At 46.5% G+C, this 14,075-nt stretch carries 12 protein-coding genes; 6 read left to right on the top strand and 6 right to left on the bottom strand.

The window, feature by feature from the left end; translation table 11 throughout:
- Positions 1–18: 18 nt before the first annotated feature.
- Positions 19–1,161: an efflux RND transporter periplasmic adaptor subunit gene (locus tag QUE60_RS08760; protein WP_286224772.1), complete on the top strand. Its 1,143-nt coding sequence runs from the start codon at positions 19–21 to the stop codon at positions 1,159–1,161.
- The gene (locus tag QUE60_RS08755; RefSeq protein ID WP_286226773.1) at positions 1,158–4,214 is read left to right on the top strand and encodes an efflux RND transporter permease subunit; all 3,057 of its coding nucleotides are present in this window, start codon (positions 1,158–1,160) and stop codon (positions 4,212–4,214) included. Before QUE60_RS08760 ends, QUE60_RS08755 begins: the two co-directional genes overlap by 4 nt.
- On the opposite strand, the gene QUE60_RS08750 is transcribed toward QUE60_RS08755, so the two are convergent.
- Genes QUE60_RS08750 through QUE60_RS08740 form a run of 3 tightly spaced genes read right to left on the bottom strand, consistent with a single transcriptional unit; the run spans position 4,215 to position 5,651 of the window.
- Complete coding sequence (locus tag QUE60_RS08750) at positions 4,215–4,859, bottom strand: glutathione S-transferase family protein (RefSeq protein ID WP_286223652.1); 645 nt, start codon at positions 4,857–4,859, stop codon at positions 4,215–4,217.
- Positions 4,859–5,362 carry a flavin reductase family protein gene (locus QUE60_RS08745; protein ID WP_286226772.1) on the bottom strand — a complete coding sequence of 168 codons (504 nt, stop codon included), beginning with the start codon at positions 5,360–5,362 and terminating at the stop codon, positions 4,859–4,861. Before QUE60_RS08745 ends, QUE60_RS08750 begins: the two co-directional genes overlap by 1 nt.
- Positions 5,363–5,372: 10 nt before the next feature.
- On the bottom strand, positions 5,373–5,651 hold the full coding sequence (locus tag QUE60_RS08740; RefSeq protein WP_286223650.1) for a hypothetical protein: 279 nt from the start codon (positions 5,649–5,651) through the stop codon (positions 5,373–5,375).
- Positions 5,652–5,740: 89 nt separating this feature from the next.
- On the opposite strand from QUE60_RS08740, the gene acuI reads away from it, so the two are divergent.
- On the top strand, positions 5,741–6,724 hold the full coding sequence (acuI, locus tag QUE60_RS08735; RefSeq protein WP_286223649.1) for an acrylyl-CoA reductase (NADPH): 984 nt from the start codon (positions 5,741–5,743) through the stop codon (positions 6,722–6,724).
- Here the strand turns inward: acuI and QUE60_RS08730 are convergent.
- Both QUE60_RS08730 and aceK read right to left on the bottom strand, forming a co-directional pair.
- Positions 6,714–6,911, bottom strand: a complete 198-nt coding sequence (locus QUE60_RS08730; RefSeq protein ID WP_286223648.1) for a DUF1289 domain-containing protein — start codon at positions 6,909–6,911, stop codon at positions 6,714–6,716. The two genes, acuI and QUE60_RS08730, sit on opposite strands and share 11 nt — an antisense overlap.
- A complete protein-coding gene (aceK, locus tag QUE60_RS08725; protein ID WP_286226771.1) occupies positions 6,908–8,701 on the bottom strand; it encodes a bifunctional isocitrate dehydrogenase kinase/phosphatase in 1,794 nt (597 codons plus the stop codon). Before aceK ends, QUE60_RS08730 begins: the two co-directional genes overlap by 4 nt.
- A 37-nt stretch (positions 8,702–8,738) precedes the next feature.
- Here aceK and QUE60_RS08720 point away from each other — a divergent pair, with 37 nt between their 5' ends.
- On the top strand, positions 8,739–9,839 hold the full coding sequence (locus QUE60_RS08720; protein WP_286226770.1) for an MBL fold metallo-hydrolase: 1,101 nt from the start codon (positions 8,739–8,741) through the stop codon (positions 9,837–9,839).
- On the opposite strand, the gene QUE60_RS08715 is transcribed toward QUE60_RS08720, so the two are convergent.
- The gene (locus QUE60_RS08715; protein WP_286223645.1) at positions 9,745–10,179 is read right to left on the bottom strand and encodes a PhaM family polyhydroxyalkanoate granule multifunctional regulatory protein; all 435 of its coding nucleotides are present in this window, start codon (positions 10,177–10,179) and stop codon (positions 9,745–9,747) included. The genes QUE60_RS08720 and QUE60_RS08715 overlap by 95 nt on opposite strands.
- Positions 10,180–10,257: 78 nt before the next feature.
- Between QUE60_RS08715 and QUE60_RS08710 the strand changes: the two genes are divergently transcribed.
- Both QUE60_RS08710 and metH read left to right on the top strand, forming a co-directional pair.
- Positions 10,258–11,334: a homocysteine S-methyltransferase family protein gene (locus QUE60_RS08710; RefSeq protein ID WP_286224771.1), complete on the top strand. Its 1,077-nt coding sequence runs from the start codon at positions 10,258–10,260 to the stop codon at positions 11,332–11,334.
- On the top strand, positions 11,331–14,075 hold the full coding sequence (metH, locus tag QUE60_RS08705; protein WP_286226769.1) for a methionine synthase: 2,745 nt from the start codon (positions 11,331–11,333) through the stop codon (positions 14,073–14,075). The genes QUE60_RS08710 and metH overlap by 4 nt, the downstream gene beginning before the upstream one ends.

The raw sequence follows: 14,075 nt of genomic DNA, 5'->3' as shown, positions 1-14,075 counted from the left end.
TACGCCGCTTTAATGCAAATGCCCCCCTTAAAGCGTCGCATGATAGTGATGCTGGTTGGGGTATTTATTTTGTTAGGTCTAATCTTCGGATTTAACCAATTAAAAACATTCATGTTTAATCGGTTTATGGCGGGCATGGGGATTCCTCCTGCGACGGTGACCACTACTGTTATTGAAAAACAAGAATGGCAACCCCGCATGAACAGTGTCGGTAATGTGCGCGCATTCCGGGGCGTTGATCTAAGTACTGAAGTTGGCGGATTGGTTGTAAAAGTTCCGGTAAAGTCCGGAGTGGATGTTAAAGAAGGTTCATTGCTTATCAAGCTCAATGACTCCGCGGATGTCGCCCAACTGAACTCTTTAAAAGCGATGGCTGATTTAGCGAAGGTGATTAATGAGCGTGATAAGGCTCAATTAGCGATTCAGGCGATCAGTAAGAATGTCTATGACACCAGCACTGCGGATATGAAGGCAAAGCAAGCGCAGGTAGAACAGCAAATTGCTTTAATTGCCAAAAAGAATCTCAAGGCTCCATTTAGCGGTCGCGTTGGCATCGTCACGATTAATCCTGGCCAGTACGTCAATCCTGGTGACAAACTATTAACTTTGCAGACCATTGATCCTATTTTTGTGGATTTCACCTTGCCACAAAGCTCCGCCGGTATTATCGAGGTGGGTCAAACCATTGAGTTGCAGACCGATGCATTTAAAGAAACGCCATTTATTGGAAAAATTACGGCCGTTAGTCCCAAGGTGGAGCTCAATACTCGCAATATTCAGATTGAGGCTCAAATTAGTAATCCAGACAAGAAGCTCTTGCCTGGTATGTTTGCGAATGTCAACATTAATTTGGGCGATAAAGTTGAGTTGCTAACCTTGCCCCAAACCGCTGTTACCTACAATCCGTATGGCAGCACCGTATTTATCGCTAAGAAAACCAATCGCCTAGATAAAAAAGGCGCTCCTGTTCTTGAGGCGCAGCAGGTCTTTGTCACCACTGGACCCACCCGAGGCGACCAGGTTGCTATTCTTAAAGGTTTAGAGCCTGGTATGACCGTTGTCACCAGCGGACAGTTGAAATTGAAAAACGGTACCCCTTTAATCGTGAATAACAGCGTTTTACCAGCTAATTCACCGGATCCAAAACCACAAGAGCAATGAGCGAAGATTTTCAGCGCCATCAATGGACGGATTTATTTATCCGTCGCCCTGTCCTTGCTATCGTGGTCAGCTTACTGATTTTGCTATTGGGCCTCAAAGCAGTTGGTTCATTGCCTGTTAATCAGTATCCCCAAACCCAAAATGCAGTAGTCACGATCACGACGACCTATTTTGGTGCGGATCCAGAGACGATTGCTGGATTTATTACGCAGCCTCTGGAGGGAGCCATTGCTCAAGCTCAGGGTATTGATTATTTATCCTCTATCAGTATCAGTGGCGTCTCTACTATCACCGCTACTCTGCGCCTCAATTACGATGCTAATCAGGCGCTCACTCAGATCAATACACAGATTAGTTCGGTACGCAATCAATTGCCGCCCCAAGCACAACAACCCATTTTGACTGTGCAGGTGGGGCAAACGACCGCGGCAATGTATATGGGCTTTTATAGCGACGACATTGCTAATAACAGCATTACCGATTATTTATTACGTGTTGTTAAGCCTAAATTGGATTCAATTAACGGCGTGCAAAATGCCGAGATCCTAGGTGGTCGTAAATTTGCCCTGCGAGCTTGGCTTGATCGTGACCGAATGGCAGGCCTTGGCGTTGCTCCAGACGATGTATATGCGGCACTGGCAGCCAATAATTATTTGGCTCCCGTAGGAAGTACTAAAGGGCAAATGGTTTCGGTGGATTTAGTGGCCAATACTGATCTCCATTCCTTAGATGAATTCCGTAAATTGATTATTAAGCGCAATGGCGCGGATATTGTGTATTTGGACCAAGTTGCAACAGTCACCTTGGGCTCTGAAGACTACAACAATAATGTCGCGTTTAATGGCAAGCAGTCGGTCTTCATTGGTATTAAGGTCGCACCCGATGCAAATCTTTTGGATGTGGCTAAGCGGGTTCGGGATACGTTCCCCGATATTCAGAAGCAATTGCCAACTGGATTAAATGCCAAGATTGTGTATGACTCAACCGACTTTATTAATACTTCCATTGAAGAGGTCGTTCAAACGCTCTTAGAAGCTTTGATTATTGTGACGGTCGTGATCTACCTATTTTTGGGTAGCTACCGTGCGGTTGCAGTACCCGTACTTGCCATGCCATTGTCATTGATTGGCACCTTTTTCATGATGCAAGTCCTTGGTTATTCGATCAACCTATTGACATTGTTGGCCTTAGTGTTAGCGATTGGCTTGGTGGTGGACGACGCCATTATCGTGGTCGAAAACGTTGATCGCCATATGAAAGAGGGTAAGTCACCGCTCGAGGCATCCCTGATTGCAGCACGAGAGTTGGGGAATCCAATTCTGGCGATGACAATCGTATTGATCGCTGTTTATATCCCGATTGGGTTTCAGGGGGGGTTAACTGGAGCCCTATTTACCGAGTTTGCATTTACGCTAGCGGGGGCAGTCGCCGTTTCCGGGGTGGTTGCATTAACGCTATCACCGATGATGTGCTCACGATTATTTTCACAAGAGGAAGAGATGTCTCCTTTTGTGAAAAAGATCGATCGAGTGTTTGAGGGCGTGCGACATTCGTACCAAAACACATTGCGAGACCTGCTATCAACTTGGCAGGTCATCATCGTGATGGGCGTTTTATTGCTAATCGGGGTTGTGTATCTCTATGCAACCGCTCGCTCTGAGCTTGCTCCCACTGAAGACCAGGGTATCGTTTTGGTCTCAGCAGTTGGGCCGCCTAATTCCACTGTGAATCAAATGCAGGGGTATGCCGATCAAGTTTTTCAGATTGCGAGTAAAGAGCCCGAATACAAGCAAATGTTTCAGATCACGAGCCCAAATTCAAGTTTTGGTGGCGTGATTATGAAAGATTGGGGCGAGCGCAGTCGCAGTGCGAGTAAATTCCAAGAAGACCTTCAAAATAAATGGAATAGCATTGCAGGAACACGGATTGCTGCATTCCAGTTTCCAGCACTGCCAGGTGCCCAGGGTTTTCCTGTTCAGGTAGTTATCAATACGACAGAGCCCTATTCCAATTTAAACGAGGTATCCCAAGCAGTTCTTGATAAAGCCAGACAAAGTGGTATGTTTTTCTTCGTCGATTCTGATCTAAAGATTGATAAGCCCCAAGATGTATTGCAAATTGATCGTGAGAAAGTAGCTGCTTTGGGAATGACCCAGCGAGATGTTGGTAATGCTTTATCTGCCGCCTTAGGTGGTGGCTTTGTTAATTACTTCTCAGTCGCAGGCCGCTCCTATCGAGTTATTCCACAGGTAAAGCAGGCGGATCGATTAAACCCCGATCAGATTTTGGACTATTACATTAAAACGCCGACAGGAGCGATGATTCAGGTGAGAACCATTGCGACGATACAAAGTCGCGTTGTACCCCAATCGATTAATCGCTTTCAGCAGTTAAATTCAGCGACGATTAGTGGTGTCAGTACGCCATTCGTTTCCCAAGAAGAGGTCTTAGATTTTCTGGAGCAAACGATTAAAGAAGCTGCACCATCGGGCTACTCGATCGATTATGCAGGGCCATCGCGTCAGTTTAAGGCTGAGTCGGGTGGATTTTTGGTGACCATGATGTTTGCTGTATTAATCGTCTTTTTGGTTTTGGCCGCTCAGTTTGAGAGCTTCCGTGATCCTTTAGTAATTCTGGTTTCAGTGCCGCTTGCATTATTTGGGGCATTAATCTTTATTAACCTTGGATTTACCACCTTAAACGTCTATACCCAGGTGGGATTAGTAACCTTAATGGGATTAATTAGTAAACACGGAATTCTGATGGTGGAGTTTGCCAATGAGCTTCAAGAAGCTGGACGTTCAAAGCTTGAAGCCATTATCGAGGCAAGCAGTGTGCGTCTGCGCCCAATTTTGATGACGACCGCTGCGATGGTATTGGGCGTTATTCCACTCGTGATTGCCTCAGGCGCTGGGGCGGCCGGCCGTCAATCAATGGGAATCGTGATCTTTACTGGCCTTGCTATCGGTACACTATTTACTTTATTTGTAGTGCCGGCGATGTATCTCTACATCGGTGCCGATCACCAACAAAAGAAATTTAAGCAGGTTTAATTACTGTTCAACCGCTTTGGTAAATTGAGTTGATTTACAAATTTGGTCGTACCAACGGGCAATATGGTTTAACTCTGCGCGTGGACCTGTTTTGTCTGGGTATTGATCGCTCAGCATGAACCAGCGCTTGACGCATAGAGTTAGAACAATGTCACCTAAGTGAAAGCTAGGGCCTGAGCAATAGGCTTGCTTGCTCAAAACACCATCGAGAATCCCCAGCAATTGATTGGACTCTTGGAATGCCTTATGGATTGCCGCGTAGTCCCTCTCGGCCTCAGGAATGCGCGTTAATCCTAAAAACGGGATACGAAGGGCTGGCCACAGGGTTGTTAATTGCCAATCGAGCCATTTATCAGAGGCTGCCATCGGCGCAAGTTCAACTGAGAAGCGCTTGCGATCAGCGTACTTGTGGGCTAGATAGCGCAAGATAGAATTTGATTCCCAAAGGATTAACTCACCATCTCGTAAAGTCGGTACTAAACCGTTGGGGTTCAGTGCTAAAAACTCGGGCGTTTTATTGACTCCAAAGTGTAGACCGGCATCGATCCGTTCAAAGTCGCGTCCCTCAACAAGCTCTAGTTCAGCAAGTACCCACAATACTTTTTGAACATTAATGGATGATTTTCTGCCCCAAAGCGTCATCATCAGAGGCTCCCTTCTGGATCAAATGCGAGTTGTGTAAATTGGCTATGTGCAAACAGCAATGGTTGTAAATCTGGATCGTGTTCAATCGCTAAAACGCGAGCTACAATAATTTGATGATCGCCACCATCATGTACTGCAACAGTCTCGCACTCGTAATAGGCGGCGCAGTCTGCGAGTTGATATAAACCACTACTATTGATACTGTGATTTAGTTCAAGAATATTTTTCTTGATTTGCTTGGCAAAAATGAGAGCCAGATCCTTTTGATTGGCTTCTAGGACATGAATCAGCTGTCGTTGTCCAACACTAAAACAATCTTTCATGTCAGATTGTTTTCCAATGCTCCATAAAATGAGGGGGGGCGATAGAGATACGGTATTGAATGAACTTATCGTAATGCCAACCGGTTTTTTATCTGAGCCAAGCCCCGTGATGACCGTGACACCAGTTGGAAAGCTAGAAAACGCTTGTCTTAACTCGAGGGATGAGAATTGAGTTTGCAATGAAAAAACTTTATTTAGACGGATTGATTTTGGTGGTGGGAATGGGAACTAGAGCTTCATTTTCATCGGCCCTGACACATTTAAACCGATAATCTTTGCCTGCTTTAGAAATAAAACTGGCGCCCATATAAAAGTCATCTTTACAGACTTTATTTGCAAAATCCATCACTTGCTGAGGATCGGCGCTCGAGCTAATTAAGCGCATATTGCCTAAAGACATCGTTAGCTCGGTCGAGGCGCAGGCGCTTAAAACAAGAGGGGTCACAACTATTAATACAATACGTTTCATGAAAAGCCCCATAATCGATCCTGACACAGTAGGATAAACGGTTTTATAAAGTACACGCATTCAATATTTAATCTATTTTGGAATCTGCTATGTTTAAAGCCATTTTAATTAATAAAGACGAACAAGGTTATCGTGCTCAATTAAGTGACCTTGATGAGAGCGCCTTACCCGCAGGGGATGTCCGGATTAAGGTGCATTACTCGACCTTAAATTACAAGGATGGCTTAGCAATTACGGGTAAGGGTCCAATTGTTCGGCAATTTCCGATGATCCCTGGAATTGACTTAACCGGAGAGGTCATTGAAAGTCAGAGTCCCGAGTTTAAGGTTGGTGATCTAGTGGTATTAAACGGTTGGGGTGTGGGGGAGTCTCACTGGGGCGGCTTGGCCCAGTTGGCAAGTGTGAAGTCTGAGTGGCTGATTCCCTTACCCAAAGCCTTTACACCTAAGCAATCCTTGGCGATTGGGACAGCAGGGTATACCGCCATGCTGTGCATTATGGCGCTTCAACAACATGGTCTGAAGCCTGCCGATGGTGAAATTTTGGTAACTGGTGCAGCAGGTGGAGTAGGTAGTTTTGCAATTAGTCTTTTGAATCAATTGGGCTATACCGTTGTCGCTAGTAGCGGCCGTCCTGAAGAAGCAAATTATTTGAAATCACTTGGCGCATCTGAGGTGATTGATCGTGCCTCCTTATCTCAGCCAGGCAAGCCTTTAGCAAAAGAGCGCTGGGCCGGGGTGGTTGATTCAGTAGGAAGTCATACCTTAGCGAATGCATGTGCTGCCACTAAGGCTAATGGTGCGGTTGCCGCATGCGGTCTAGCACAGGGAATGGATTTTCCGGCTACGGTTGCCCCATTCATTTTGCGGGGCGTTACCCTCTATGGAATCAATAGCGTTACTCAGCCAAAGCAAAAACGCATTGAGGCTTGGGCCCAGCTCGCATCCTTGTGTAAACCTGAGCAATTAATGACGATTGCTAAGGAAATTTCCTTGGGTGAGAGTATTCAATATGCTGAAGATTTGATGAACGGCAAGGTTCGTGGTCGCGTGATTGTGGACGTTAATCGTTAGACTTCGCAATCGCCTGGCGTAAGGTTAGCGACTGCCAAACCGCTTCTTTTTCTGCCTCGCTGAAGACAGACCAATTTGCGATTTCATCAATGCTTCGAAAGCAGCCATAACAGTAGTTTGAGGTAGGATTCATTTCACACCAGTTGACGCATGGTGAGCCAATGCTGCCATCTATGTTTCGAATCATCGGTAATTGTCCGGGAAAATATTTCTAAGCCGTAAGGACTGATCATACTCAATAAAGTCAGGAATTTCTCCTGCTAGTAAACGATTCTTATACGATTGCCACATTGCAGGTTGGAATAGATCAGCATGGTGTTTAAGTAGAAGATCACGAATTTGATCATTACCAAGCAAAAACGTTTTATAAGTCTCTGGAAAAATATCTTTAGGGCCAATGCGATACCAGGGCTCGCTCGCCATTTCATCATCTTCATTGCGAGGCGCAGGAACTTCTCGGATTTCGCAATCGGTTAAGTATTCAATTTCATCGTAGTCGTAAAAGGCGACACGTCCATAGCGCGTGACCCCAAAGTTTTTATAAAGCAAGTCGCCTGGAAAAATATTGGCCGCGATGAGATTTTTTATCGCTTCGCCATACTGAATCACACCGTCTTCAATTTCAGCGGGCGAGCCCTCTTGAAGGCGGATATTAAGAGGGGTCATGCGCCGTTCGATATAAAGATGTTTGATGACTAATTCGGCATCAGGGCCTTTTCCACCGCTGAACTCCAAAAGTGATGCACAGTGCTCCTCAAGCTCGGCTAGTAATTCCGGGGTAAACCGATTTAACGGAAAGGCAACATTGGAGAATTCCAGAGAGTCAGCCATTCGTCCAACCCGATCATGCTGCTTAACCAATTGGTATTTCGCCATAATTTGATCGCGCGAGGTCTCTTTGGGTGGCGGAAAATAATCTTTAATGAGCTTAAATACATAGGGATAGCTCGGTAGATCAAACACCAGCATCACCAGACCCCGTATTCCGGGGGCAATCCGAAATTGATCGGTGGAATGCATGAGGTGATGCTGAAAGTCACGGTAAAACAGATTCTTGCCGTGTTTTTGTAGTCCAACCATGTTGTAGAGCTCAGCCCGGGGTTTATGCGGTAAGAGGCTTCGCATAAACGTGACATAAGCCGATGGGACCTCCATATCGACCAAGAAGTAACTATGCGTGAAACTAAAAATAAGACGCAGGTCAACTTCCGAGAGCAAGATGCCATCAATAATCAATTCACCTTTTGGGTTATGCATCAGAGCCAGCGCCAATGGAGAAATCTTTTCTCCATTAATGATGCGCCCCATGATGTAGGCGGTCTTATTGCGAAAAAATAGTGTACTTAGAGCATGAATCTGAAAATCCGTTGAGCTCGTTGTGTTCAAGAGGGACTGCTTGATGAGTTTGGTTGTTAGCTCAAGATCACGATCCAAATTTTCAAAGGAGTTTTTAAGATCAAAACTAGTAACCAAACTTTTTAAGACAGCTTGAAGACCCCCAATATCGCCTGGGTAGTACGCCCGGTAGGACGGCTTTGAGGGGGCCTCATCGTTTTCTAAATATTCAGTGGATATGGTGGGGCGCACAAAGATAAATTTGTTATTGAAATACTTACTTGCCAGAATCCGTGTGGTGACCGAGTTAAAAAATGTTTCTGCTAACTCTGGCTGATGTAGATTCGATAAAAGTCCGATGTAATGTAATTTCACCTGCTGCCAAATTTCATCGGACAAGGCAGGTGCGTCAAACTCTTCCTCAAGGTGGCGGGCTGTTTCAAGAACCCGTTGGTCATAAAAGGTGATCCGATCCCGTAGTAGCTGGCGAATGCCATGCCAATCTTGGTTCTCAAATGCTGCCTTGGCTAAGCGGCCAGCATCTCTGAAAATGCTGTAATGGCGCATAAATCCTTGCAGCAGGGTTTGGGCCATATCAAAAGCGACTTGCGACGATAATAGTTTTGGAAACGGATTGTTCATACCAAGAGTGTATCTAGCAATTAATTAGGATTCAAAGATGACCCAGCCAGGCCCTACAGGCAACCATCATGTAATAAAGCAATTGGTCTATCCATATGGAGAGACCCTAGTGGCGCAGGGAGCAACCTTAGAAGTTACCCCTGGCGTGTATTGGATACGGATGCCACTGCCATTTGCCCTTGATCACATTAATTTATGGCTCTTACGGGATCAATTGGATGGCCAAGAGGGTTGGACCATTATTGACTGTGGAATTACCAACGACCTTACGAAGTCGTGCTGGGAATCCATCTTTGCCAATCATCTCCAAGGTTTGCCAATTTTGCGAGTATTGGTAACCCATATGCATCCTGATCATATTGGACTTGCTCATTATTTATGTGAGCGCTGGCAGGTTGGCTTGTGGATCTCCATGAGCGACTTTCTAATGGCTCAATGGTTAAGTAGTAAAGAGGGTGGTGCTGCGATTGGTTCTACGCCAGGCAATGGCGGAACGGCTGATCACTATGCGCGCCATGGCTTGCAGCATGCCGAAGATCTCGAGCGCATTCGTAGCCGTGCAGACTATTACAGTCGCTTGGTGCCTGAAGTACCCAAACGGTATCGCCGCATCATGGATGGTGACCATATTCGAATAGGCCGGCATGATTGGATAGTATCGATGGGCTATGGGCATGCACCTGAACATGCCACCCTCTATTGCGCATCCTTAGGGATCTTTATCTCGGGTGATATGGTCTTGCCCCGTATCTCTACCAATGTCAGTGTCTACGATGCCGATCCCGATGCAAACCCCTTGGATCTTTATTTACGATCGATTGATCATTGGCGCTCATTGCCTGCTAAAACCCTCGTTTTGCCATCGCATGGTAAACCGTTTGTGGGCTTACATGAGCGGATTGAGCAGTTGCATGAGCATCACCGAGCTCGGTTAAGTGAGACCGTGATGGCCTGTCAAGAGCCGCGAACCGCTTATGAGATTGTTCCAGTCTTATTTCGGCGACCGCTTGATAACCATCAGCTTAGCTTTGCGATGGGCGAAGCTATTGCTCACTTGAACTATCTGTGGCACCAGAGGATCTTGCAGCGCTCTTTGAGCGCGGACGGGATTTGGCGCTTTTGCGCTCTCTCGATTTAGACTCTGAGGATTTTTTGGCACCCGATGGGCTGGGAGGATTGGCCATTGCATCACCAAATGATTTGATTGCCATGAGAGTGGCACGCTGCACCTCAAGGGTCTGAATGGTTGACTTTAGAACATTGAGGTTCATGCTCAGCCAAGACTCAACGCTTTTGAGATCTTTGATGCGCTTATCTAATTCCTCAATATCGAAAGTTGGCATGGCACCGTTAAAGCCTGGCATGCCAGCACTCATGTCTGGCATAAAAGAGGCTCCAGGAGCCCCAGTGGCATTCTGACCCCAGATCGTTTTGAACATTTCTAGGCTTTGGTTAAAGTCAGGTATTGCGCCAAACATATTCTCTCCTCGCGGGCTAAATAATCCCATTATCGATAAAATGATGGGTCAATGAAGATTAATACGAGTTCTGCGCCAATGCAATCCCAAGGAAGTCAATCGAAGTCTGGTTCGCCCTATACCCGGGGCGCTATTCTTCCTGCCTTATTAAGAGAACGAATCTTAATTCTGGATGGGGCGATGGGGACCATGATTCAGCAGAAAAAATTTACGGAAGAGGATTATCGGGGTTTAAAAACCACGCAGCGCTTTGCTAATCATCCGATTGATCTCAAAGGTAATAATGAATTACTGGTGATTACTCAACCAGAAGCCATCTTAGATATTCATCGGCAATACCTTGAGGCGGGCGCTGATTTGATTGAGACCAATACCTTTGGTGCCACTTCGATTGCCCAAGAGGATTACAAAATGCCAGAGCTGGCGCGCGAGATGAATGTGCAGGCAGCGAAGCTGGCACGTCAAGCCTGTGATGAATACTCAACGCCCGATAAACCTCGTTTTGTAGCTGGTGCCATTGGACCGACTCCCAAGACTGCGAGCATTTCGCCGGATGTAAACGATCCTGGTGCTCGCAATGTTAATTTTGATAGTTTGCGTGCTGCTTATCGCGAACAAGTCGAAGGACTCTTTGAGGGTGGTGTTGACTTGCTATTGGTGGAAACCATCTTTGATACCCTCAATGCCAAAGCCGCATTATTTGCAATTGATGAATTTTTTGAAGAATCCGGTGAGCGCTTACCGGTGATGATTTCAGGAACGGTCACCGACGCATCGGGTCGAATTCTTTCGGGGCAAACCGTTGAAGCATTTTGGAACAGTTTGCGCCATATTAAACCTCTGACGTTCGGATTAAATTGTGCTCTTGGTGCAGCATTAATGCGACCTTATATTGCTGAATTAGCACGCGTTTGCGATACAGCGGTCTCGTGCTATCCCAATGCAGGCTTGCCAAATCCAATGAGCGATACCGGTTTTGATGAGACTCCCGAAGTGACCTCAGGACTTGTTGATGAATTTGCTCGGGATGGCTTAGTCAATCTAGTTGGTGGCTGTTGTGGAACGACCCCGGATCACATCCGTCAAATCGCAAAGGCGATGACTAAACGAAAGCCCAGGCCCTTTCATAGTGATCGAACTGAGGAAGTGGCATGAGTAAAGTAACAATGCAGCCAATGCGCTTATCTGGCCTCGAGCCCTGTAATATCTCGCCCCAGATTGGCTTTGTGAATATTGGTGAGCGCACCAATGTGACCGGCTCAAAAGCTTTCTCACGCATGATTTTGAATAATCAATTTGATGAAGCTTTAGCAGTTGCCCGTCAGCAGGTTGAAAATGGCGCCCAAATGATTGATATCAATATGGACGAGGCCATGTTGGATTCAGAAGCGGCCATGGTGCGCTTTCTCAACCTGATTGCTTCCGAACCCGATATCGCTCGAGTGCCCATCATGATTGATTCGTCCAAGTGGACTGTCATTGAGGCGGGGTTGAAATGTATTCAAGGTAAGCCGATTGTTAATTCAATTTCGTTGAAAGAGGGCGAGGAGCAATTTAGGCAGCAGGCTAAATTAATTAAACGCTACGGAGCAGCAACGGTTGTGATGGCTTTTGATGAAAAAGGCCAGGCCGATACCTATCAACGAAAAATAGAAATTTGCCAACGTTCATACAAGATCTTGGTTGATGAGTTGGACTTTCCGCCCGAAGACATTATTTTTGACCCCAATATTTTTGCCATTGCAACGGGCATCGAAGAACACGATAACTATGCGGTCGATTTTATTGAAGCTACCCGTTGGATTAAAGAGCATTTACCAGCCGCCAAAGTCAGTGGTGGTGTATCGAATGTGAGCTTCTCTTTCCGGGGTAATGACCGAGTTCGCGAGGCTATTCATACGGTCTTTTTGTACCACGCGATTCAAGCGGGTATGGATATGGGAATTGTGAATGCTGGGCAGCTTGGTGTATATGCTGACCTAGACCCTGAGTTACGTGAGCGTGTTGAAGATGTCGTCCTCAACCGCTTTGTGGAGAAAGACGGCCAAACGCCGACGGAGCGATTACTAGCGATCGCGGATCAGTACAAGGGTGGGGGCATCAAGCAAGAAGAAAATTTGGTGTGGCGCGAGGCACCTGTGCGCGAGCGCTTAACTCATGCACTTGTTCATGGCATCACAAATTTCATTGTGGACGATACCGAGGAGCTGCGCGCTGAGATTATGGGATCCGGTGGAAGACCTATTGAGGTAATCGAGGGTCCACTCATGGATGGAATGAATGTGGTGGGCGATTTATTTGGTGCTGGCAAGATGTTCTTGCCTCAAGTGGTCAAGAGTGCTCGCGTGATGAAGCAGGCTGTGGCCCATCTAATTCCGTATATCGAGGAAGAAAAGAAGCAATTAGTTGCGGCTGGCGGGGAGAGTAAAGCCAAGGGCAAAATTGTGATAGCAACGGTCAAAGGTGATGTGCACGATATTGGAAAGAATATTGTGACGGTAGTCTTGCAATGCAATAACTTTGAAGTGGTCAATATGGGGGTGATGGTTCCCTGCGACCAAATTCTAAAGAAGGCGAAGGAAGAAAATGCCGATATCGTTGGCTTATCTGGATTAATTACCCCCTCCTTAGAAGAGATGACCTATGTTGCCCAAGAAATGCAACGGGATGCGCATTTTCGGGAGAAAAAAATCCCATTACTAATTGGCGGTGCAACAACTTCGCGTGTCCATACAGCCGTTAAGATTGCACCACACTACGAAGGTCCAGTAGTTTACGTACCGGACGCATCTCGTTCTGTTTCGGTTGCATCGAGTTTGCTCTCCGATGAGGGGGCAAAGAAATTTGTGCAGGATTTGCTGACCGATTATGAGCGTATTCGTCAGCAGCACGCGAATCGAAAGAGTACCCCTTTAATTAGTTTAGAGGCTGCCCGTGCTAATCGTGAATCGATTGATTGGACGAGCAGTCAGCCAGCCAAGCCAAAATTTATTGGCCGACGGGTCTTTAAAAATTACTCATTAGCTGAGATTGCTAAGTTTATCGACTGGACTCCATTTTTTCAGACTTGGGACCTCGCAGGTAAATTCCCTGCTATTTTGGACGATGAGGTTGTGGGGGTTGAGGCCCGCCGTGTCTACCAGGATGCGCAGGCTATGCTGGAGAAACTGATTAAGGGCCAATGGCTTCAGGCGGATGCGGTGATTGGTCTTTTCCCTGCCAATAGTGACGGCGACGATATTTTGTTTTATGCCGATGAGGAGCGCTCACAGCCATTCCTTGTATGGCATAACTTAAGACAGCAAGCCGAGCGCCCCATCGTTGATGGTGTGATGCGACCCAATCGGTGTTTAGCAGACTATGTCGCCAGTAAGGCCAGTAGTGTGCGCGATTACGCAGGTTGCTTTGCGGTGACTACAGGTCATGGGGTTGACGAAAAAGTCGCTCGATTTATGGCCAACCATGATGACTACAGCGCCATCATGCTCAAAGCGCTGGCCGATCGTTTAGCGGAGGCATTTGCGGAGCTCATGCATTGGCGGGTCCGGACCGATCTTTGGGGGTATGTAGCTAATGAGCAACTAAGCCCAGATGATTTAATCGATGAAAAGTATCAAGGGATTCGTCCGGCTCCTGGTTATCCAGCCTGCCCCCAGCATGATGTCAAGCTAGCGATGTTTGCTGCCTTAAAAGCAGACGAAATTGGCATGAGTCTCACAGAATCATTGGCCATGAATCCTGCATCGAGTGTGAGCGGTTTCTATCTGGCCCATCCGAATGCCCAATACTTCAATGTCGGTAAGATCGGGATGGATCAGGCAGATGATTTAGCCAAGCGAAGCGGACAATCGCTTGATCAAATTAAGCGATCGCTTGCCAGTTCTTTGGATCAGTGA

The organism is Polynucleobacter sp. HIN11, assembly GCF_030297675.1.
Lineage (GTDB): Bacteria > Pseudomonadota > Gammaproteobacteria > Burkholderiales > Burkholderiaceae > Polynucleobacter.
Note: the sequence above shows the minus strand (reverse complement) of the source record. Positions and strands in the feature narration are given on the sequence as shown.

Coding starts and splice junctions, on each gene's coding strand:
- QUE60_RS08760 (WP_286224772.1), top strand. CDS start 19: ATGCCCCCCTTAAAGCGTCGCATGATAGTGATGCTGGTTGGGGTATTT.
- QUE60_RS08710 (WP_286224771.1), top strand. CDS start 10,258: ATGCAATCCCAAGGAAGTCAATCGAAGTCTGGTTCGCCCTATACCCGG.
- metH (WP_286226769.1), top strand. CDS start 11,331: ATGAGTAAAGTAACAATGCAGCCAATGCGCTTATCTGGCCTCGAGCCC.
- QUE60_RS08720 (WP_286226770.1), top strand. CDS start 8,739: ATGACCCAGCCAGGCCCTACAGGCAACCATCATGTAATAAAGCAATTG.
- QUE60_RS08755 (WP_286226773.1), top strand. CDS start 1,158: ATGAGCGAAGATTTTCAGCGCCATCAATGGACGGATTTATTTATCCGT.
- aceK (WP_286226771.1), bottom strand. CDS start 8,701: ATGAACAATCCGTTTCCAAAACTATTATCGTCGCAAGTCGCTTTTGAT.
- QUE60_RS08715 (WP_286223645.1), bottom strand. CDS start 10,179: ATGTTTGGCGCAATACCTGACTTTAACCAAAGCCTAGAAATGTTCAAA.
- QUE60_RS08740 (WP_286223650.1), bottom strand. CDS start 5,651: ATGAAACGTATTGTATTAATAGTTGTGACCCCTCTTGTTTTAAGCGCC.
- QUE60_RS08730 (WP_286223648.1), bottom strand. CDS start 6,911: ATGATTCGAAACATAGATGGCAGCATTGGCTCACCATGCGTCAACTGG.
- QUE60_RS08750 (WP_286223652.1), bottom strand. CDS start 4,859: ATGATGACGCTTTGGGGCAGAAAATCATCCATTAATGTTCAAAAAGTA.
- acuI (WP_286223649.1), top strand. CDS start 5,741: ATGTTTAAAGCCATTTTAATTAATAAAGACGAACAAGGTTATCGTGCT.